At 44.4% G+C, this 20944-nt stretch carries 17 protein-coding genes; 1 reads left to right on the forward strand and 16 read right to left on the reverse strand.

Annotation, left to right across the window (positions count from 1 at the left end; genetic code table 11):
- Positions 1–14: 14 nt before the first annotated feature.
- The 16 genes from rodZ to trmJ form a co-directional block, all read right to left on the reverse strand.
- Positions 15–983 carry a cytoskeleton protein RodZ gene (gene rodZ, locus GKR71_RS04085; protein WP_036949501.1) on the reverse strand — a complete coding sequence of 323 codons (969 nt, stop codon included), beginning with the start codon at positions 981–983 and terminating at the stop codon, positions 15–17.
- Between the two features lie 199 nt (positions 984–1182).
- On the reverse strand, positions 1183–2328 hold the full coding sequence (locus tag GKR71_RS04090; protein ID WP_410431076.1) for a bifunctional tRNA (adenosine(37)-C2)-methyltransferase TrmG/ribosomal RNA large subunit methyltransferase RlmN: 1146 nt from the start codon (positions 2326–2328) through the stop codon (positions 1183–1185).
- A gap of 225 nt (positions 2329–2553) precedes the next feature.
- Complete coding sequence (gene ndk / locus GKR71_RS04095; protein WP_036949497.1) at positions 2554–2979, reverse strand: nucleoside-diphosphate kinase; 426 nt, start codon at positions 2977–2979, stop codon at positions 2554–2556.
- A 288-nt stretch (positions 2980–3267) separates the two neighbouring features.
- Positions 3268–5589: a peptidoglycan glycosyltransferase PbpC gene (gene pbpC, locus GKR71_RS04100; RefSeq protein ID WP_154633965.1), complete on the reverse strand. Its 2322-nt coding sequence runs from the start codon at positions 5587–5589 to the stop codon at positions 3268–3270.
- Between the two features lie 112 nt (positions 5590–5701).
- The gene (locus GKR71_RS04105) at positions 5702–10741 is read right to left on the reverse strand and encodes an alpha-2-macroglobulin family protein (protein WP_036949493.1); all 5040 of its coding nucleotides are present in this window, start codon (positions 10739–10741) and stop codon (positions 5702–5704) included.
- A 240-nt stretch (positions 10742–10981) separates the two neighbouring features.
- A complete protein-coding gene (locus GKR71_RS04110; protein WP_036949492.1) occupies positions 10982–11434 on the reverse strand; it encodes an enhanced serine sensitivity protein SseB C-terminal domain-containing protein in 453 nt (150 codons plus the stop codon).
- Positions 11435–11547: 113 nt separating this feature from the next.
- Entirely contained in the window at positions 11548–12843 is a 1296-nt protein-coding gene (gene pepB / locus GKR71_RS04115) for an aminopeptidase PepB (RefSeq protein ID WP_036949490.1), read from the reverse strand.
- Between the two features lie 243 nt (positions 12844–13086).
- Positions 13087–13287 (reverse strand): Fe-S cluster assembly protein IscX, encoded by a 201-nt coding sequence (iscX, locus tag GKR71_RS04120; RefSeq protein ID WP_006661301.1) that lies wholly within the window; start codon positions 13285–13287, stop codon positions 13087–13089.
- Positions 13288–13549: 262 nt separating this feature from the next.
- Positions 13550–13885: an ISC system 2Fe-2S type ferredoxin gene (gene fdx, locus GKR71_RS04125; protein ID WP_036949488.1), complete on the reverse strand. Its 336-nt coding sequence runs from the start codon at positions 13883–13885 to the stop codon at positions 13550–13552.
- 2 nt (positions 13886–13887) lie between these two features.
- Positions 13888–15738 carry a Fe-S protein assembly chaperone HscA gene (gene hscA / locus GKR71_RS04130; protein WP_154633966.1) on the reverse strand — a complete coding sequence of 617 codons (1851 nt, stop codon included), beginning with the start codon at positions 15736–15738 and terminating at the stop codon, positions 13888–13890.
- Between the two features lie 12 nt (positions 15739–15750).
- Positions 15751–16272 (reverse strand): co-chaperone HscB, encoded by a 522-nt coding sequence (gene hscB / locus GKR71_RS04135; protein WP_036949485.1) that lies wholly within the window; start codon positions 16270–16272, stop codon positions 15751–15753.
- A gap of 112 nt (positions 16273–16384) precedes the next feature.
- On the reverse strand, positions 16385–16708 hold the full coding sequence (gene iscA, locus GKR71_RS04140; protein WP_036949483.1) for an iron-sulfur cluster assembly protein IscA: 324 nt from the start codon (positions 16706–16708) through the stop codon (positions 16385–16387).
- A gap of 204 nt (positions 16709–16912) precedes the next feature.
- On the reverse strand, positions 16913–17299 hold the full coding sequence (gene iscU / locus GKR71_RS04145; protein WP_036949481.1) for a Fe-S cluster assembly scaffold IscU: 387 nt from the start codon (positions 17297–17299) through the stop codon (positions 16913–16915).
- Between the two features lie 24 nt (positions 17300–17323).
- Positions 17324–18538: an IscS subfamily cysteine desulfurase gene (locus GKR71_RS04150; RefSeq protein WP_154633967.1), complete on the reverse strand. Its 1215-nt coding sequence runs from the start codon at positions 18536–18538 to the stop codon at positions 17324–17326.
- A 128-nt stretch (positions 18539–18666) separates the two neighbouring features.
- Complete coding sequence (gene iscR / locus GKR71_RS04155; protein ID WP_036949477.1) at positions 18667–19164, reverse strand: Fe-S cluster assembly transcriptional regulator IscR; 498 nt, start codon at positions 19162–19164, stop codon at positions 18667–18669.
- A 117-nt stretch (positions 19165–19281) separates the two neighbouring features.
- On the reverse strand, positions 19282–20013 hold the full coding sequence (trmJ, locus tag GKR71_RS04160; RefSeq protein ID WP_036949475.1) for a tRNA (cytosine(32)/uridine(32)-2'-O)-methyltransferase TrmJ: 732 nt from the start codon (positions 20011–20013) through the stop codon (positions 19282–19284).
- A gap of 124 nt (positions 20014–20137) precedes the next feature.
- On the opposite strand from trmJ, the gene suhB reads away from it, so the two are divergent.
- The gene (gene suhB, locus GKR71_RS04165) at positions 20138–20941 is read left to right on the forward strand and encodes an inositol-1-monophosphatase (RefSeq protein ID WP_108478536.1); all 804 of its coding nucleotides are present in this window, start codon (positions 20138–20140) and stop codon (positions 20939–20941) included.
- The last annotated feature ends 3 nt before the right edge of the window (positions 20942–20944 follow it).

Raw genomic sequence — 20944 nt, forward strand, 5'->3', positions numbered from 1 at the left:
ATTTCGTAATATTTTTATGCTTCTGGCAACTTAAATTTCGCGGAACGTTTCGCTTTGATAAAGCGGCTTAAATCAACGTTTTTACCTTGGAATTGCACCGTCACATTGGCTGGCGCACCGATATTTAAACGATAAGGTTGTGCACCATCCAGCTCTAATTTATCGCCGCCATTTTTCATGCCGCTAAATAAAACTTTATTGTTTGCGTCACGAATTTCTAACCAGCATTGACCAGAGAAACTTAACGTTAAACCATTACCTGTTGCGGCTGGCATATCCGTTGTTTGAGAAACATCTGCTTGGGCTCTGTCAACAGAAGGTGTTGTTTGCGGCGCATTTGGCAGCGGGATCGTTCTCACCCCTTCTGCATCTGTATTCGTTGCTGTTTGGGTATTCGTTGCTGTTTGGGTGTCCGTCAATACTGGTGCAGGATCGACCAGTGGGTCGGTTTGTACAGTGCTATTGTCAGTCGCAAGTGGCATATCAACCGCAATATTGTTTACGGGTTCACTAGTATCTTGTTGAACCAAGGCTTCATTTTGGTTAGCCATCGACAACAAATCTTTCTGTTGAGCATTATGATCTTGCCACCACCAAACGCCAATCATCGCAATTAAAACAATCACGATCAGCCACGTCAATTTCATTAGCCAACCTTCGCGTTTTTTACGCTTTTTGCCTAATGAGTAGCTTTGCATTGGGGAAACATTCGGGGACTGTGCGGGAACATCACTTTTTAACAGAGACGTAATTTCATTTTCAGGGATACCAACCATTCGTGCATACAAACGAATGTAACCACGTAAAAACGTAGGCTCTACGCCCGCAGGATGAATATCTTGTTCTATTTCCTTTACCGTACTCACTTTAAGACACAGTCGCTCCGCAACTGTTTCTTGCGTTAGTCCCATACGCTCGCGAGCGCGGGATAATAATTGCCCTACAGTGATAGAAGTTTGTTCGGTATTATTTTCGATAGTCATTAGCTGGCAACACTATTTCCAAGTTTAATAAATATAAAGCAGATTTTACGCTACTTTACCCGTCTGATTACGTCATAGTTTCCAACAACAGTAGAGAAGATATGCCGCTTTAATTATTGTAGGCGAACCAGGGCGTTTTGCCTAACCATAAAACGCCCCGAATTATAACCTAACTCACTGATTAGATATTATCTATATATCAGACTGATTTTACCTGGATAGGTTCCCCAGCAAGGCGTTTTTTCAAGGTACGTTTCGTCCTATCAATAACATCCCCTGCCAGTTGCCCACATGCAGCATCAATATCATCACCACGAGTCTTGCGAACTATAGTCGTAAAACCGTATTCCATCAATACCTTAGAGAATCTATCAATTCGGCTGTTGGAGCTGCGACCATATGGCGCTCCTGGGAACGGGTTCCATGGGATCAAGTTGATTTTGCTTGGTGTGTTTTTCAAACATTCCGCGAGTTGGTGGGCTTGTTCAACGCTATCGTTAATATGATCAAGCATCACATATTCAACCGTGACACGTCCCGCATTCGCATTGGATTTCGTTAAATAACGATTCACACTAGCTAAGAATGTTTCGATATTATATTTCTTATTGATTGGTACGATGTCATCACGCACATCGTCCGTTGGTGCATGCAGAGAAATAGCCAGCGCAACATCAATCATATCGCCTAACTTATCCAGTGCAGGAACCACGCCTGAGGTGGAAATTGTTACGCGGCGTTTTGATAGACCGAAACCAAAATCATCTAACATGATTTCCATCGCAGGAACCACGTTATTTAAATTCAATAACGGCTCCCCCATCCCCATCATCACCACGTTGGTGATAGGACGGCGGCCGCTAGACTTCAACGAACCGATGATTTTAGCCGCACGCCAAACCTGCCCGATGATTTCAGAAACGCGTAAGTTACGGTTAAAACCTTGCTGGGCTGTAGAACAGAATTTACATTCCAGTGCACAGCCAACTTGAGAAGAAACACACAGTGTTGCGCGATCAGCTTCAGGGATATACACCGTTTCAACCAGTTGATCACCGACTTTAATAGCCCACTTAATCGTGCCATCGGATGAACGTTGTTCATCAGCCACTTCAGGTGCTCGGATCTCAGCGACTTCGGTTAATTTCGCGCGTAGCACCTTGTTGATATCGGTCATTAGCTCGAAATCATCGTAGCAATAGTGGTAAATCCACTTCATAACTTGGTCTGCACGGAACGGTTTTTCGCCGAGCTCAGCAAAAAATTCGCGCATCTGCTTGCGGTTTAAATCGAGCAGGTTAATTTTTTGACCGCTTTTTTCTGGCTGCCCATTTTTTTCTGGCATAGCAGATACAGCAGAAGGAGTTGCACATTGTGCATTGGTAGTCATATCAGACATTGAGTTTGCCTCGTTATTACACTTTCGGCAGTGCGAAAAGCACGACGTAAATTGGGATTGCGATTAGTCGGGACGACTAAAAAATAAATCACCCTGTTAACGCGATGATTAACAGGGCGACATATTGTACAAATATTATAACAATAATGCTAATGCATTATTGAGAACGCCTTAGCGTGGGCAGATTTCGTCAGCAGTGAAGAAATATGCGATTTCACGTGCAGCAGACTCTTCTGAATCTGAACCGTGAGTTGCGTTTTCAGTGAAGCTGTCCGCGTAGTCAGCACGTAAAGTACCTGCTAATGCGTTGTCTGGGTTAGTTGCGCCCATCAGGTCACGGTGACGTTGGATTGCGTTTTCGCCTTCTAACACTTGTAACATGATTGGACCAGAAGTCATGAATTCAACCAGACCATCAAAGAAAGGACGACCTTTGTGCTCAGCGTAGAAGCCTTCAGCTTGTTCACGAGTCAGGTGCATCATTTTAGCAGCAACGATTTTGAAGCCTGCGCTTTCAAAACGGTTGTAAATTGCACCGATGACGTTTTTCTTAACTGCGTTTGGTTTGATGATAGAAAATGTACGTTGAACAGCCATAAATAACCTCTTAGCGATTGACTTGACTTTTACTCTTTATTCTCTGCTTTGTTTCTCTTATTTAACCCAATGTTTCCACTAGAATTTCAAGAGGGGCATATGAAGAACCAAGAATATGTGCCTGTTGTAGTTTTTTATATTGTTTCTATTCCTGATGTTAGGAAGCAGAAAAATAGGGCGTTGATTATAGGGGCTTGGATTACAATTTCCTACAGTCACATCAACATTTTGTTAATCTTTTCATAGCAAAAAATGCTAGATTTTTAATTAAGTCGTCGTTTTATGCTATTACTTCACCTTAAAGTTGATAGCGGTGACCTGTCCGCTCATATCTAAGACAGATATTTGGTAGTTTCCACTTTTTTCGAGCGTCAGCAAAATTGCCCCATTTTGCTCGGTATTGTTCACTTGCTCGCCGTTTAAAAACCACCATTTTTGCCCTTGTCCACCTTGAGTGAGTAAACGCAGGTCTAAACTGGTTTTTCCGGGTAAACGTTGGAGAACCTCCCCTTCGCGGATACCTGAAATTAATAATGGTGGCATTTCAAGATTTAACGGCGGACAAACGGCATCCGGCTTAGGCAGTCGATTTATTCGTTTTTCACTTACAGGCAACCACGACTCTACGGTAATCGGCCATAAATGGATCTCTTTTTCTTGGGCATTTGGGCAATCTGGCGCAACTTGTAGCCCCTGCTCATTCACCCACACTTTTTGTCTGAGTCCAAGAGAGGATTCTTGATCCCGTGCCATTAGCGTTGGTGGAATCGTATTATCTAAAATCCAGCTCAAACGGCGCTGGCGACAATTACTATCTTCTTTCAGTAATGAGGTTCCCCCTGGCCAGCAGATCACGGCTTGGCTAACGCTCGCGGGTCTTGAATCTTTCGGAAGCACTTCTCGAGATTGATAAATTCGCGTCAGCAGCATGTTATTTACTTGGTTCATAATTGGAATTGCTGTGGCATAGCCAAGCTGCCCTGCAACTGGCGTTGCATCAGGACGCCCAACCCAAACACCAATCGTATAACGTGGGTTCACACCAATAGCCCAAGCATCGCGGTATCCGTAACTAGTCCCTGTTTTCCATGCAAGATTTGGCTGTCCCGATAAATTAGCATCAGGGACTGGGCGGGCTTCTCCTGCCATAATCCGGCGAACAATCCATGCTGCCCCCGGAGACATTAACTTGCGGTCGCGGATAACATCTGTTGGTCGATAACGCAGTGGAGAAACTTCTCCTTGGCGAGCAAATGCACTGTAAGCTGACACTAAGTCTTCCATTCGTGCCGCCGTTCCCCCGAGGATCAACGACAAGTTAGGTTCTCCGCCAACTGGAAAACGCAGTTCTGTGCCCACATTACGTAATTGCGCCGCAAAACGCTTACTGCCATAGACATCCAGCAGTTGCACAACGGGCAAGTTTAATGAGCGCACTAACGCATCACTCACACTGACAGGGCCATTAAAGCCGCTATCAAAGTTACCGGGACGATAATCATTAAATCGACGAGGAACATCCTGCAACAGTGATTCGGCGTGGATCAAACCATCATCCATTGCCAGCGCATATAAAAATGGCTTGAGTGTTGAGCCCGGTGAGCGCCACGCACTGATCATATCCACATGACCAAAGCGACTATCATCCTGAAAATCAATCGACCCGATATACGCTTTCACGCTCATATCCGTGTGATCAACCACCAGCAATCCTAAGGAAGTTTGCTTAGGTAATTGGTTTTTCCAGTTCATCGCCATATCTTCAAGCTGCTTTTGCAGGCTAGCATCAATGGTAGTTTCCACGATGGATTCTTGGGAATCTTTGACCATCCGACGCGCCAGTAATGGTGCTAAATGCGGATTTTTACGTGGGGCAAGCCAGATTTGCTCTTGCTTGATTTCATTGACTTTTTCAGTGCTCCAAACTTGGTATTCAGCCAGTCTGTCGAGTACTTTATCTCGTGCTGCTTGCGCCCGTTCTGGGTATCTGTCAGGTCTTAAACGGCTTGGCGCTTGTGGTAAAACCGCAAACAATACCGCTTCACTTGCGGTCAATTTTGCAGGGGATTTATTCAAATAGACCCAGCTGGCAGCACCTATGCCCTCAATCGTCCCCCCATAAGGTGCTCGGTTAAGATACATTTCGAGGATTTCATCTTTAGAATAGTGATATTCCAGCTGTGCAGTACGCCATAACTGTTTGAGTTTGCCACCAAACGTGCGCTCATGTGGGTCAATCAGCCTTGCCACCTGCATTGAGATGGTACTGCCCCCAGAGACAATGCGTCCTGAGCTCACTAACTGCCCTGCCGCCCGCATTAACGAAAATGGGTTAACCCCCGGATGCTGGTAAAAATGGCGATCTTCATAGGTTAATAACGCGTCAATATATTCCGGCGAAACCTCGTCCAACTTAACAGGGAAACGCCAAATACCTTCTTTATCGGCAAAACGCCATAACGGAGTCCCATCCCCCGCGACGACCGTGCGTGCCATTTCAATCTGCTTGATTGGCAAAGGCCAAATTTTATCTGCTGCTAAAAAGGCCAGTGGCAATACCACGACCAAAACCAGTAGCGTCCACCCAATGCGACGTAGCCATCTCTTCATTCGTCAATATACCGAGAGTTATTATTTGTTTTTATGATACTAAAAAAAGAGGGAAACACACGCTTCCCTCTTTATCTTCATCTAATTCAATGATTCTCTAATTTAATATTAATTAACGAACCACTTCCAACTGACCATCGGAGTAACCCGTTGCACGCCATTCTGGCACATACATGGATTCCACCTGTGGCACTGGTTTGTTATACACACCCGGCGTAACCGCGCGAGCTAAGTAAACCAGTGTGGTTGGACGATATTGCTGAACTTCCACTGCCGCCACAAAACGGTCATCACGGTATTCCATGTGACGAATTTGCGATTGCTGCATATCATCAATCATCTCTTGCAGATTTGGCGCTGATTCACTGAGGTTAGCGCTGCTATTGGCTAAGTTTTGGTTTTCCAACTCTAAGCCCGCAGGTAATAAATCCACCACCAATGCATCAGGGACAGTTTGGTTGGCATTCACTTCCAACTTCACCACTACCATTTCGCCGCTTCTTAATCTATCGATTGAAATACGGTTGCCTTTCATATCGTAGTAACTGCGTTTGATATCCAGCACATTTGAATATGGCTTCGGTGAACGCATCGGATAGCCGACAACATTCAAACGAGTATACAGTGTGCTGGTACCGCTGTTTTCAACACTATAACCATTCACTAGCTGTTGTTTAGTTAAGAACTCACTCACTGGTTTATCTGAAACCAATGGAGGCTCTTGACCATTCACTAGCGCTTTCCATGGTGTTTCTGTCTCATTGGCATAGAAACGACCCGCTAAGTACAGGGCATTGCTCTCTTGAGTCGAGAAATACTTCTGCGAAGTCAGATTGTTAGACAGCGTTTGCAATTTTTGGTCACGAGATTTTGGCATTAAGTTATATTCATTCAGTAATGCCACGATCATCGCATCATCACGGATAGCTGAGCCGTAATCACCAATACTGCTGTAACGTGCACTTTGTTTCTTCATACCATCAATAATGGCACTTTCACCACGCGCTTTATCACCCATCAGGTTTAATGCAACCCCCAGTTGAACTAACGCTAAACCGCTGGTCGCATTGTTAGCTTGACCATAGATTTGACGCAGTGCCCCTAATGGTGCTTTTTGCTGAGTTGCTAGCACTAAGCCCGCATAGGCTTGGATCGCAAAACGGGATGCGTCTGGCTGATCCGTGTACGGATAACTCACTTGACTACCATCTTGCAGGTAACTTAACAGGCGTGCGTTAGCGTTATTCAATGCACTTTGCGGTACGGAGAAACCACGTTGGTTCGCTTTGTTTAAGAAATCCGTCGCATACGCAGTTAACCAATACTCTTCACGCCCCATTTTATCCCATAGAGAGAAGCTACCGTCATCACGCTGCATGCTCAGTAAGTGCGGGATGCCTAACTCAATCGCTTTATGGCGATCTGCGTCAGTTTGTGAATTAATACCCAGTTTTTGCAGTTCAGCTTGTGTCGAGAACAGTGATGGATACAGCCCGCTCACTGTTTGTTCTAAACAGCCGTATGGATACGCAAACAGCTCACGAATATAGCGTGCAATTTGCAGCGGCGGACGGCTCGTTAACAGCACTTGCCCTTCCAGCGTATCTTGCTGTAAATAAGCAAAATCGTTGGTTGGTAATGACCAAATTTCACCCGGTTCGATCGCGGTAGCAAATGCCACGGTTTCGGCTGGTTGTGCTGGACGCACGCCAACTTTCCAACTGTTTTTGTACTCTTTCTCCGCTTCCCCTTCGACTTTTACGCCGTTGATAGTCATGGAGACTTCGCCTTCACCAAAGCCATAATCAGCACTGACTGGCAATGTCACTGTGGTACGTTTGCCTTTGGTCAGTTCAATATCACGAGTTGGTGCACCGTCTAATTTCACCATGCCCGACGCTTTAAATGTGACGGTCACATTCTGCGTGTTGTCGGTCATATTGGTAAGATCTAACGCGAAGTAAGATTTATCGCCACCCGCCATAAATCGAGGCATCGACATTTGCGTCACTAATGGTGCCGCAACAACGACCTTACTGTCTGCATGACCAAAATCTTTTTGGTTCCATGCTTGTGCCATTAAACGCAATTCGCCATTAAAATCAGGAATTGCCAGCGTAATTTCGCCTTCGCCATTTTTGTCTAAGATGACAGGTTGCGCTTGTTCCGCAATGATTTGTACCTCTGTCAGAGGCTTCATGCCACCACGCTCCAGCGCTGCATCTTCACCATCACCACCAAAGCGCAGGTTGGCTAACTTACCTTGACCTTCAATTAAGTGACCATACACATCATATTGGTCAACGCTGTAGCGTTTACGCCCAAAGAAAGCATCGTATGGGTCTGGTGTTTTGAAATCGGTGATATTCAGGACGCCCGTATCCACCGCAGACAGCAACACGTTCACTTTTTCAGGCAGTGGCTTGCCATCTTGAGCAGTAGCTTTGATCTTCACTTTCAGATCTTCATTTGGACGCATTTTTGTCGGTGCGTTCAGCGCCAGTGAAATCTTACGATTTTCATCAGCTAGCGGCAGATGCAATACCCCAACAGCGCGTTTAACGGTCGCCTCTTTGGAGTCATCTCCTGGGCGAACAACCACCGCAGAGATATATAAATCATGGCGCGCCCACTCTTTATTCACCGGCACTTCCACATCTAACCCGCCCGCTGGAACATCAATTTCCTGCCACCATAATGGCGCGCTACTCGATTCAAGCAGAATGTAACCTTTACCTGCTTTTGGCGCTTCGATACGGACTTTGGCTTTTTCACCCGGTAAGTATGCTGGCTTGTTCAAGCTTAATTTCACTTGGTCAGGGCGAACAGAACCGCTGCCTCCGGTATTATCTTGCCAAGAGAAGCCTGCCCAGAATTGAATGCTGCTGACTAACTCATTTTCAGGGTTGGTAATTTCTAAACGGAATGAGCCCCAATCCACTGGGAATGAGATCTTCGCGGTGCCATCTTTGGCGATAGAAATATTTTCATTCGCCACCACGAGATCTTTCTGATCGTAGTTAGAAACCCAACCACCGCTTTCTGACCAGCTCCAGTAGTAATCGCGACGCTCATACACTAAACGCGCAGTCAGGTTTTCCGCTGCCAGTTTGTGCCCTGCCATATCTGACATGACAATTTCAAACTCAGCTAATGAATTTTCATCGACGTTATAACGCTTCGCGTAGCGGTCTGTACGGTAATCGTAGATCTCTTTTTTCTCAAAGAGAGGACGAATACCCACTAATTTTTTCGCTGGCCAAATCGCTTGCTCAGCACGGCGAGTCACAGGACGACCGCCTGCTTCTAATAAGCTAGCTTGCAGAACTGCTGTAATTGGAGAGCGCGTTGATTCCCAGTTGCTTTGCGGTAAGGAGATCACTGTTTCACCGCTACCATCTAAGGTTAAGTCAAACTCATCCAGCTTACGCGGTAAGCCTTCTTCATTCGTCGCACCGAATTCAAAGCCTGGCAATTTCGCAACCGCTTCACGATTAGCTTTCAGCAACACTTGACCTTGCAACTGATTATCCGCTGCTGGGGCGCCGTAGAGGTAACGACCTTTAATGTCAAAGTCAACGGGCTGCGAACTTAATACTGGCTTTTCACTACCTGTAATATCCAGCGCCATACGCTCTGGCATAAAATCTTCAACATTGAATTTGTAATAACGCAGTGGTGAACCATCACCTAAATCAAAACGCAGCGACCAACCACCCGTTTCAGCATTTTTCGGGATCTCTAGCTGATACTGATACAAACCATCTTGTTTTTCATCCCCTTGCCATACAAAGCTCTTGTAGACCTGACCATCCGTCTTTAAGACATCCACTTTGACTGGCTGAGATTTCACTGGCTGACCATCACCATCACGCAGTAAACCATTCACTAGCAGTAATTCGCCCGGACGATATAAATCACGAGGACCGAACACAAAGAACTGTTTTGCATAGCCTGAAGGACCTGAAATATCAAACTCAGACAGGTCTAATGCGGGTTGAGTCAAGTCAATCATACTGGTTTGCCCTTCGTGGGTTGCCAGTAATAATTTGCCGCCAGCCAGTTTGTCTAACTGAGCATGACCGTCACCATCAGTCGTGCCTTTGGTCACTAATTGACCTTTTTCATCCAAAATCCGCAGCTCGACGCCTTTAATCGCCGAACCTTTGGCTAATGATTGGGTGAAAATATCCACACGATCATGGTAGCTATGTAATGACACGCCGATATCACTAAGCGTAAAGACTGTCGCAGGGAATTGATAACTGTAGCTACCCGCTTTTTGCATGATCGCTAAATAAACGCCATCTTGTTGCAACTCTTTGATATCTTTTAATGGCAACAGAATGGATTGGCGGGTGTTTTTATCTGGGTTTAAATCGAAACGCCCGGTATAGGCTAATTCGACTTTGTCGAGGAATTCATCGGAATACCAATATTCATAGTTACTGCGGTATTGCCACATCGCGAGGAATTGCGGTAATTGTTTTTCATCGACACGGAAGAAATTTACGTCGATTTTATCCACGTTCAGCGCGATGACAGGCAAGCCTTGGGCAACTTTGCTTGGCAGTAAAGAGCCTTTACTTGCGAACCCAACGGTTGGAATAATTTGCGCCGTTTGGAATTTCTTCTCAAAGCTGTTGTTGATGGTACGTTCGTTGACCGCTTTCACTCCCGGATTAACCGAAAGGTTTAATTCTTTCGATGGCGGTAAATGGCGGAAGCGTAATTCCATCTGGTTATCAGATAACTCCCAATCTCCATCCAGCTTGCCTGATTTCACATCCACCAGATTCAAATATTGACCAAAGTTTTGATTTGGTTGTAAAGGCACCGAGAATGTCACGACCATGGCGCTTGCACCATCTAGCTGCAATTCCGAGGCATCCAAAATTTCCAGATCTTTCCCGGCATATTTCTTCGCTAACTCGTCATTGGAAAGCTTAGGCGCAGCCTGTTTTTGTTCTGCAACGGGCGCCGTTTTGGTACTCGTTTCTGCCGCTGAGGTTGAGACATTACCCTCTTTTTTCGTGGTATCGTCAGTATTATCGCAGCCCGCTAATGCCATAACGGACGCTAAGGCTAATGCTACATAACGCTTTTTCGTTTTTAGACCCGCCAATGAAGTCCAACTTGATTGTTGTTTCATTACCGCCCCATCCCTTATTAAGTTAATTTATTATGTTCATGAAGCCCAAGAAAATCCTTGAACTTAAATACGTTGCGATGATTGAGCTTAGTGTGTAATCCGCAATAATAAGTATGCGCATTAATTGAATACATAATTTAACAGAATGTAACACCAACACCTATCAGACAAAACGGAAAAAACAGCATGAAAAAATAAAGACGCGGAGAAGTCCGGTCTTTATTTTGAGTAAGGAGAGAATTAGGTATTTTTGATGGGAATACTGTCGCGCAAAAAGCTGCCTAAGCGGCGTTGATAAAATGGCGCAACGTGCTGGGTAATAAAGTGGCTTAACCCTTTTTCGTCTTCGTTAACGATGCAAAAATCAATGGATTCATCCTCATCAATATATTCGCATGCGGTTGCGCCAGCTTCTTGAATAATTTCATCGATATTTTCTGCGCCTGGAACAAATTCCAACGCTATCATCAAAATATCATCAAATTGTTCATCTTCTGCTTCTTGGACCGAAACAATAAACGCGCGTCGTACGACTTTATGTTGTTTAAAAAATTCACTGAGCGCCGCTGTCAATTCTTCAGGTTCTTGTTCGAGAACGCTTAATTTTAATGAAGAGCCTTCTGGCACCGTGAGTTCAGTAAACTGAACATCGGATTGCGAGTCTGTTGTTAGGTTTTGGGATTGTTGCGTCATTCAATATCCTCTACAACCAAAAATAATATCGTCTAAATTCAAAAACCATTCATGTTAAAGAAAAAATCGCAGGCTGCATTGACTGCACCACTGCGATTTCATTATAACGCGAATTATTTTGATTTTTTGAGAAGTAAGTTAGCTAATGTTCTCACACCAATACCGGTTGCCCCTTCAGCCCATAAGCTCACTGGCGATTTACGGTAAGTTGCTGAACAATCGATATGTACCCAGTTTTGACGATAATTTTCAACAAAGTGAGACAAGAAGGCTGCCGCAGTGCTTGCACCCGCAGTATGCGAAGGCGCTGCAATATTGTTCAGGTCAGCAAAACCAGAAGGCAGTTGTTGACGATGGAATTCAGCTAATGGTAAGCGCCAGAATAACTCGAACTCTTCATCTGATGCTGACATTAATTCTGCCACTAATTTGTCATCAAAGCTCAGTACCGAGTGGTAGTCATTACCCACAGCTGTTTTCGCAGCCCCAGTTAAGGTTGCCGCATCGATTAATAACGTTGGTTTCTCTTTGCTTGCATCAATTAAACCATCCGCTAAGACTAAACGCCCTTCAGCATCTGTGTTCATGATTTCAACAGATTTGCCATTACGATAACGGATAATATCCCCTAATTTAAAGGCATTGCCGCTAACCATGTTGTCTGCGATACACAGGAATAATTTTACGCGTTTGTTTAAACCACGCGTGATCGCCAGCGCTAAAGAACCCACTAATGTTGCTGCGCCGCCCATATCTGCTTTCATTGAGTTCATTGAAGCAGATGGCTTAATGCTATAACCCCCTGAATCGAAGGTAATGCCTTTACCGACTAAACAGGCGAATACAGGCGCTTTCTCATCTTTACCTGGGTTGTAATCCAATGCCAGCAATACTGGAGGACGGCTAGACCCACGACCCACAGTATGAATACCTGCATAACCTTGCTCTAATAGGTCATCGCCTTTGACAATGCGGTAGCTGATATCTTGAGCGCCTACTTTGCACAGTAAATCGATTGAACGTTGAGCCAGTTGCTCTGGACCTAATTCTTCTGCTGGCGCATTGATAATATCGCGAACCCAATCAATGGTATTGATGCGCTGTTCTAATTCTTTGCGATCCGCTTCTTGCAATGCTGGCCATTCGATAGTTCTCGCCCCTTTTGGTGCGCGGAAACCTTGCCAAAATGCCCAACTTTTTTCTAAGTCCCAACCTTCGCCTGTTAATGAAACATTGCGAATGCCTTGGCTATCTAACTTACGACCAGCACTTTGTACAGCACACAGCTTACCCGGATGCTTAAGGTGGATAGTCATGCCTTTATCGTTTGAACTTAATAGAGCGCCTTCACCCCAGCATGGTGCCGCAGCTTCGCATGTAATCATGACTGGCATAATTTGTTTGGTCATTATTCTTCTCACTTTATCCACTAAGTTGATTATTGCGGGATCTTGAATTTAGCTTATCACTTTCTGCTATCAATCTTTGCTAATTCGCCAACTACACCCTAAAAATGGCAACGTTATTGAGTTTAGTTTCTATCAGACTAATAGGTTCTTTTGAATCATTTTAATTTCTTATGCAGTCTGTTACAGACGAAAAAAAACCGGATGCAACCTATTCAGCGCTATCCGGTTTTTTATCCACGAAACTTATTCGTACTCGTCCAGCCAGACTAATAGAATAGCTTCGAGGATTTTTTCGTTAGATTTTTGCGGGTCATCCTCAAAATCTTCTAAGTCGCAGATCCATTGATGCATATCCGTGAAACGCACGGTTTTTGGGTCTGTATCCGGGTAAGCATCATAGAGCGCTTCACCGATTTCACGACTGTTTGTCCATTTTAGGCTCATATTCTTTCCAAATTATACAAAGTCAGTTTTTGGGATTATACCGCTCTAAATAGTTCGCGCTGTAGCTAGGCGGCAAAATAGTTAATCCCTAGGAGCATACACAAGTATGTGACTAGGGTTAACGAATGTAGCCAACAACGCTACAGTGCGAACTATGACGAGCCTAGGCGGTAAAGCAGATAATCCCTAGAAACATACACAAGTATGTGACTAGGGTTAACGAATGCAGCTAACAACGCTACAGTGCGAAATATGACGAGCATCAGTGCTCGCGAGCGTGGTTAATCGTATACTTCGGAATATCCACAACGAGGTCTTCATCCGCAACACGTGCTTGACAGCTTAAACGGCTTTCTGGCTCTAGGCCCCAGGCTTTGTCTAGCATGTCATCTTCGAGTTCGCTGCTTTCTTCGAGAGAGTCAAAGCCTTCACGAACGATGCAGTGACAGGTTGTACATGCACAGGATTTTTCGCAGGCATGGTCGATTTCAATTCCATTGCGCAGTGCTACGTCTAAAATAGATTCGCCCTCTTGCGCTTCGACTACAGCACCTTCCGGACATAACGTACTATGAGGTAAAAAAACGATTTTAGGCATAATTATATCTCATCCACAGAATGGCCTGACAGCGCCTGGCGAATAGATGCATCCATTCGGCGAGCGGCAAATTCTTGGGATTTCTTATCCAGTTGTTTAATTGCATTTTCAATAACAGTAGGGTCTGTACCTTCTACTGCTTGGATTAACTCATTGACCGCATTATCAATTTCTGACTCTTCGGTTGGAGTCAGTAAATGTGCATCTTGCTCTAATGCGCTCGTTAAACTTTCAAGCACTCTTGCCGCTTCAACTTTTTGCTCCGCTAGGCGGCGCGCATTTAAATCATCTTGCGCGTTAGTCATTGAATCTTTAATCATGGTTGAAATTTCGGTGTCAGTTAAACCGTAGGATGGCTTAACTTGAATCGATGCGGCAACACCCGTGGATTTTTCCATGGCACTCACACTGAGTAAACCATCTGCATCCACTTGGAATGTGACACGAATATGTGCGCCACCTGCCGCCATTGGCGGAATGTCACGCAGCGTAAAGCGCGCTAATGAACGGCAATCCGAAACCATTTCACGCTCACCTTGTACAACGTGAACGCTCATGGCGGTTTGTCCATCTTTAAATGTTGTGAACTCTTGCGCACGAGCGACAGGGATGGTGGTATTTCGTGGGATCACTTTTTCCACCAAACCGCCCATGGTTTCCAAACCTAATGATAGCGGGATAACATCCAATAGCAGCATGTCGCTGTCTGGCTTATTACCCACTAAAATATCTGCTTGAATTGCAGCGCCGATAGCCACGACTTTATCTGGGTCGATGGAGGTTAATGGTGTACGACCAAAAAACTCACCCACTTTTTCACGAACTAATGGTACGCGAGTCGAACCACCGACCATTACCACATTTAAGACGTCATCATTTTCTACGCCAGCATCTTTTAAGGCACGGCGACATGCCATTAATGTGCGTTTAATATGGGTTTCAATCAGCGATTCAAACGTTTCACGGCTCACTGTACCCTGCCAATTTGGCAAAGTGATTGTCGCGGAATCAGCGTCACTTAATGCGATTTTTGTTTCGGTGGCAATGTTCAATAATTGGCGCGTTAAATGGTGATCACCCTGAATGGAAAGCCCCGCTTGCTGTGCAATCCACTGCGCTAATACGTGGTCAAAATCATCGCCACCCAACGCCGTGTCACCACCTGTTGCCAACACTTCAAAGACACCGCGGCTCAGGCGTAAAATCGACACGTCAAATGTGCCGCCACCTAAATCATAAACGGCGATAACCCCTTCTTGACCGGAATCTAAGCCATAAGCAATCGCGGCGGCAGTAGGTTCATTCAATAAACGCAAAACATGCAAGCCCGCCAAACGAGCTGCATCTTTGGTGCCTTGACGCTGGGCATCGTCGAAGTAAGCTGGAACCGTGATCACCACGCCATCCATTTCACCGCCAAGAGTTTGCTCTGCGCGTTTTGCCAACGTTTTTAAAATGTCAGCAGAAACTTGAATAGGATCCACTTGCCCTGCTGCCGTTTGAATAAATGGTAAACCATTTTCGCTAGCAGTTAGCTGATAAGGTAAATCCGGGTAACGTTTTTGAATATCTGCTAATGAACGCCCCATCATGCGTTTCACCGAAATCACGGTGTTGACAGGATCTTGTTCGGATAACTGTTTCGCTTCCCAACCCACAATGCGGTTATCTGCTTGATAATTGACTACAGAAGGAAGCAAATAGCGCCCTTTTTCATCGGGCAATGCAGCAGCTTCACCACTACGAACAGTGGCAATCAGAGAGTGTGTTGTACCAAGATCGATCCCTGCAGCCAACTTGCGTTGGTGCGGCGCGGCAGTCATTCCTGGTTCGCTAATTTGCAATAAAGACATAATCGTTTTCTCTTAAAAGTCGTCTAGTAACCGTTCTTCGAGTTGCTCAGCTTGTTGCTGTAACTTATCGAGAAAACGCAATTTTCGGACGGTATCAGCGGCTTTTTCCCACTGCATCGCATCGAGTTCTGAAACCATCAAAGCGCTGCGCGTCTGCTGCATTTGTTTGACATTTTTCATAAAGGCAGACACCCGTTCAAGGGCTTGTGGGCTATTTTCGATGTTATCTAACTCTTCGCGTAATTCGAGTTGCTCCATCAGAAATGCGGTGTCATGCATGGTATGTTGTTCGTTATTTATATCAAAACCATGTAGTAACAGCATATATTCCGCACGTTTCAGCGGATGACGAAGGGATTGATATGCCGCATTGATAGTTGCAGCATGTTGTAGTGCTTGCATTTTTTCCTGTTCTGAACAGGTTGCAAAGCGATCGGGATGATATTGTCGCTGTAATTCTTGAAAGCGATGTGTGAGTTGCTCACTATCAATCGCGTAATTAGGGGTTAACCCAAAAAGAGTAAAGTAATCCATAAGTGCTCAGTTTCTCGAACCGGGTACCAATGTAGCTAAGCTTAGCTAAAGATCATGTGGTCATTAACGCCACGTTAGTTACATTGGTCAAAATCATGCTCATTTGAAGACATTATACGTGAAAACTTTCACCGCATCCGCATTCACTGTTAACGTTAGGGTTATTAAATTTAAACCCTTCGTTTAAGCCTTCTTTTACGAAATCCAGCTCAGTGCCGTCTAAATAAACCATGCTTTTGCCATCGACGATGACTTTAACACCTTTGTCTTCAAAAACGGTGTCTTCTTCATTAATTACATCAGCGAATTCAAGCACGTATGCCATTCCCGAGCAACCTGAAGTTCTTACACCCAAACGCAAGCCTTCACCTTTACCACGATTATTCAAAAAAGATTGAATTCGTTGCGCTGCACTTTCAGTAAGAGAAATCGACATTGCAAACCTCACTTTAGAAACAAACAAGGCAGATGCTAGAAATTATTAGCATCCGCCTTCAAATCATCGGTACAACTCATTATATTTAAAGTTGCATAATAAATACATCTTTAATTAATTTGAGTTTAACTATCAGTCGTGGGCTGTCTATTTTTGTTGTTTATATGCTCTAAGGTACAGCCCTTACTAACTGATATTTATCTATTATTTGCCTTGGCGTTTGCTTTTGTAATCAGCAATAGCAGCTTTAATTGCATCTTCAGCCAGAATTGAGCAGTGAATTTTCACTGGCGGTAATTCTAACTCTTCTGCGATCGCTGTATTTTTGATTGACTCAGCTTCGTCTAAGCTTTTGCCTTTCATCCACTCAGTTACCAGTGAACTTGATGCAATTGCAGAGCCGCAACCATAGGTTTTAAAGCGTGCATCTTCGATGATACCGTCATCATTTACTTTGATTTGTAACTTCATAACGTCACCACAAGCAGGTGCACCTACCATACCGCTACCCACGCTTGGATCATTGTTATCAAATGAACCGACGTTACGTGGATTTTCATAATGATCGATAACTTTTTCGCTGTAAGCCATTTTTAAACTCCTGAAACTGTCTGATTAATGGTGAGACCATTCGATGCTGTTGAGATCTACGCCTGCTTTAAACATATCCCATAAAGGAGACAGCTCACGTAAGTGACCGATCGCACCATGAATTTGTTTAATTGCATAGTCAATTTCTTCTTCAGTCGTAAAGCGACCGAAAGAGAAGCGAATTGAGCTATGAGCCAGTTCGTCATTCATACCTAAAGCACGCAGCACGTATGAAGGTTCTAAGCTTGCAGAAGTACATGCTGAACCAGAGGAAACTGCTAAATCTTTCAGCGACATCATTAATGACTCACCTTCAACATAGTTGAAGCTGACGTTCAGAATGTGCGGCGCACCATTTTCTAAGTCACCGTTCAGGTACACTTCTTCGATATCTTTAATACCGTTCCATAAACGTAAGCGTAAACCACGCAGACGTTCAGATTCTTGAGCCATTTCTTCTTTAGCGATACGGTAAGCTTCGCCCATGCCCACGATTTGGTGAACAGGTAAAGTCCCTGAACGCATACCACGTTCATGACCACCACCGTGCTGCTGTGCTTCCAAACGAATGCGTGGTTTACGACGAACATACAGTGCGCCAATACCCATTGGTCCGTACAGTTTGTGTGCAGAGAATGACATCAGGTCAACTTTTAACGTTGACAGGTCGATAGGTAATTTACCAACACTTTGAGTGGCATCAACGTGGAATACGATACCACGGCTACGGCATAATTCGCCGATTGTAGCGATGTCCTGAACAATACCGATTTCGTTATTCACGTGCATGATTGACACTAAAATGGTGTCTTCGCGCATTGCCGCTTCTAACTCTTTCAGGTCAATTAAACCGTTGCTTTGAGGTGCTAAGTAAGTCACTTCAAAACCTTCACGCTCTAATTGACGGCATGTATCCAGAACTGCTTTATGTTCTGTCTTACAAGTAATGACGTGCTTGCCTTTTTTCTGATAGAACTGGGCAGCGCCTTTGATAGCTAAGTTATCAGATTCTGTTGCACCTGATGTGAAGACGATTTCACGAGGATCAGCATTCACTAATTCAGCGATTTGATTACGAGCAATATCTACCGCCTCTTCAGCTTGCCAGCCGAAACGGTGTGAACGAGATGCTGGGTTACCAAAATTCCCATCCATTGTTAGACATTGCATCATTTTTTCAGCAACGCACGGATCGACAGGCGTAGTTGCTGAATAATCTAGATAAATCGGTAATTTCATTGCTCACATACTCCAAAGGACAAGACAACTTTGCCTTTAATTTTTTAATGATCCCAATGGTGCAAGCCGCTATAGGTTGGGCTTTTTCACCATTTGGTGATCGACTGCAATTTATAATCTATTTTATATTAGGCACGAACATTGATAATGGATTCTGGCGTAATGCCGTTCGGCATTGTTTTACGCTTTTCATTATCTTGCCTATCAGCAACATCCAGAACTTCTTGATTCTTAACCAGCTCATCTAGGCTGATGCTGCTGAGAAAACTGGTGATTCTATCACTTAGGTCACGCCATAATGCGTGAGTTAAGCAGCGGTCGCCATTTTGACAACCTTCTTTATTACCCTGACAACGGGTTGCATCTACGGATTCATCAACCGCAGCAATTACTTCAGCAACAAAGATTTGGTCAGCATCACGCCCAAGCAGATAACCGCCACCAGGACCGCGAACACTAGAAACTAAATCGTTTTTACGTAAACGAGAGAAGAGTTGCTCAAGATAAGAGAGGGAAATTCCCTGACGTTCAGAAATGTCAGCTAAAGGTACTGGACCTGTCTGAGAGTGTAACGCGACATCTAGCATCGCAGTTACTGCGTAACGCCCTTTGGAAGTGAGTCTCATAACATAAATACTCCGTGGTAAAATATGCAGCAATTGTGACATACCCGAGTAATTTGGTCAACTATTTACCTGACTAATTTACTCAAGTATTATGCTCACTTTACCACGGCATTAACCTCATTTTTTCGCCCATTTTTCCATTGATGTCAAAATGCCGCGAAGAATGTGCAACTCTTGGGTTTCAACATGGGCACGGGTAAATAAACGTCGCAGTTTATTCATAATTAACCCTGGATGCGCCTTGCGAATAAAGCCCGATTCATTCAATACGCTTTCAAGATGAACATAGAAACGTTCTAAATCTTCAGCCGGTGGGTATTCTACCTCATCATCGGTCGATGTTTGCGTATTTTTTTCAGCAATTGCCAAATACGCCATGCGGATCTCGTAGCTAACTAATTGAACCGCCATTGCCAAATTCAACGAACCATATTCTGGATTGGTCGGAATATACAAATGGTAATTACATTTTTGCAATTCTTCGTTGGTTAAACCGACGCGCTCACGACCAAAAACAATCGCGACGGGTGACTCTTTTGATTGTTCAACAGATTTCACGCCACATTCACGAGGCTCGACCATTGGCCAAGAAAGTGTACGAGAACGTGCGCTGGTACCAATGACTAATTTGCACCCTTCTAATGCTTCATCGAGAGATTTTACGATTTTTGCATTACCAATGACATCACTTGCTCCCGCGGATAACGCAATAGCATGGGAATCAGGTTCGACGAGTGGATTAACTAAATAGAGATTTGAAAGCCCCATAGTTTTCATTGCTCGAGCGGTTGAGCCCATATTGCCAGTGTGTGAGGTTTCAACAAGAACGATACGAATATTTTCTAGCATGGTTTATACGTTGTCATGAAAAATTAATCGCAAGAGTCTAACACAAAATTGCTTATTGTGACGAACATCTATATACTTTGCGTCTCTTGATTTTCGTTCTTTAACATCCCAGTGGAAAATACCCATGCATCCGATGCTTAACATCGCCATACGTGCTGCACGTAAGGCTGGTAATTACATAGCTAAAAACTATGAAGATCCTCAGAACGTAACAGTAACCCAAAAGGGTGCTAACGATTTCGTCACTAACGTTGACCGTGACGCTGAACAAATCATCGTTGATATTATTCGTAAATCTTACCCAGACCACACTATCATCACTGAAGAAAGTGGTGAGTTATTAGGTAAAGATGATGATATTCAATGGGTAATTGATCCACTGGATGGCACCACCAACTTCACAAAACGTTTCCCTCACTTCTCAGTTTCTATCGCTGTGCGCGTAAAAGGTCGTACAGAGGTTGCTGCTGTCTATGACCCAATGCGTAACGAATTATTTACTGCAGTACGTGGACAAGGCGCTCAAATGAACGGCTACCGTTTACGTATGGCTGAGAAGCGCGACCTTGAAGGCGCAGTTGTCGCAACAGGCTTCCCATTCAAACATAAGCAACACGCTTCTATCTACATGAACATCATGGGCAAAATGTTTGACCAATGTGCAGATTTCCGTCGCACAGGTTCAGCAGCTCTGGATTTATGTTACGTGGCGGCAGGCCGTGTAGATGCATACTTTGAAATCGGTTTAAAACCATGGGATTTCTTAGGCGGTGAACTGATCATGCGTGAAGCTGGCGGGATCATGACTGACTTCGTAGGTGGTCATAACTATTTAGCATCGGGTAACTTAGTCGCAGGCAGCCCACGCGTTGTTCGCGATATTCTGGCTGCAATGAAAGATGAATTATCTGAAGCATTAAAACGTTAATTT

Source organism: Providencia sp. wls1922, assembly GCF_009706505.1.
Classification (GTDB): Bacteria; Pseudomonadota; Gammaproteobacteria; order Enterobacterales; family Enterobacteriaceae; genus Providencia; species Providencia lanzhouensis.

Coding starts and splice junctions, on each gene's coding strand:
- GKR71_RS04110 (WP_036949492.1), bottom strand. CDS start 11,434: ATGACGCAACAATCCCAAAACCTAACAACAGACTCGCAATCCGATGTT.
- pbpC (WP_154633965.1), bottom strand. CDS start 5,589: ATGAAGAGATGGCTACGTCGCATTGGGTGGACGCTACTGGTTTTGGTC.
- GKR71_RS04150 (WP_154633967.1), bottom strand. CDS start 18,538: ATGAAATTACCGATTTATCTAGATTATTCAGCAACTACGCCTGTCGAT.
- hscB (WP_036949485.1), bottom strand. CDS start 16,272: ATGGATTACTTTACTCTTTTTGGGTTAACCCCTAATTACGCGATTGAT.
- iscA (WP_036949483.1), bottom strand. CDS start 16,708: ATGTCGATTTCTCTTACTGAAAGTGCAGCGCAACGAATTCAATCTTTT.
- pepB (WP_036949490.1), bottom strand. CDS start 12,843: ATGACCAAACAAATTATGCCAGTCATGATTACATGCGAAGCTGCGGCA.
- iscU (WP_036949481.1), bottom strand. CDS start 17,299: ATGGCTTACAGCGAAAAAGTTATCGATCATTATGAAAATCCACGTAAC.
- trmJ (WP_036949475.1), bottom strand. CDS start 20,013: ATGCTAGAAAATATTCGTATCGTTCTTGTTGAAACCTCACACACTGGC.
- ndk (WP_036949497.1), bottom strand. CDS start 2,979: ATGGCTGTTCAACGTACATTTTCTATCATCAAACCAAACGCAGTTAAG.
- GKR71_RS04105 (WP_036949493.1), bottom strand. CDS start 10,741: ATGAAACAACAATCAAGTTGGACTTCATTGGCGGGTCTAAAAACGAAA.
- fdx (WP_036949488.1), bottom strand. CDS start 13,885: ATGCCTAAAATCGTTTTTTTACCTCATAGTACGTTATGTCCGGAAGGT.
- iscX (WP_006661301.1), bottom strand. CDS start 13,287: ATGAGCCTAAAATGGACAAACAGTCGTGAAATCGGTGAAGCGCTCTAT.
- GKR71_RS04090 (WP_410431076.1), bottom strand. CDS start 2,328: ATGCCAGAAAAAAATGGGCAGCCAGAAAAAAGCGGTCAAAAAATTAAC.
- rodZ (WP_036949501.1), bottom strand. CDS start 983: ATGACTATCGAAAATAATACCGAACAAACTTCTATCACTGTAGGGCAA.
- iscR (WP_036949477.1), bottom strand. CDS start 19,164: ATGAGACTCACTTCCAAAGGGCGTTACGCAGTAACTGCGATGCTAGAT.
- hscA (WP_154633966.1), bottom strand. CDS start 15,738: ATGTCTTTATTGCAAATTAGCGAACCAGGAATGACTGCCGCGCCGCAC.
- suhB (WP_108478536.1), top strand. CDS start 20,138: ATGCATCCGATGCTTAACATCGCCATACGTGCTGCACGTAAGGCTGGT.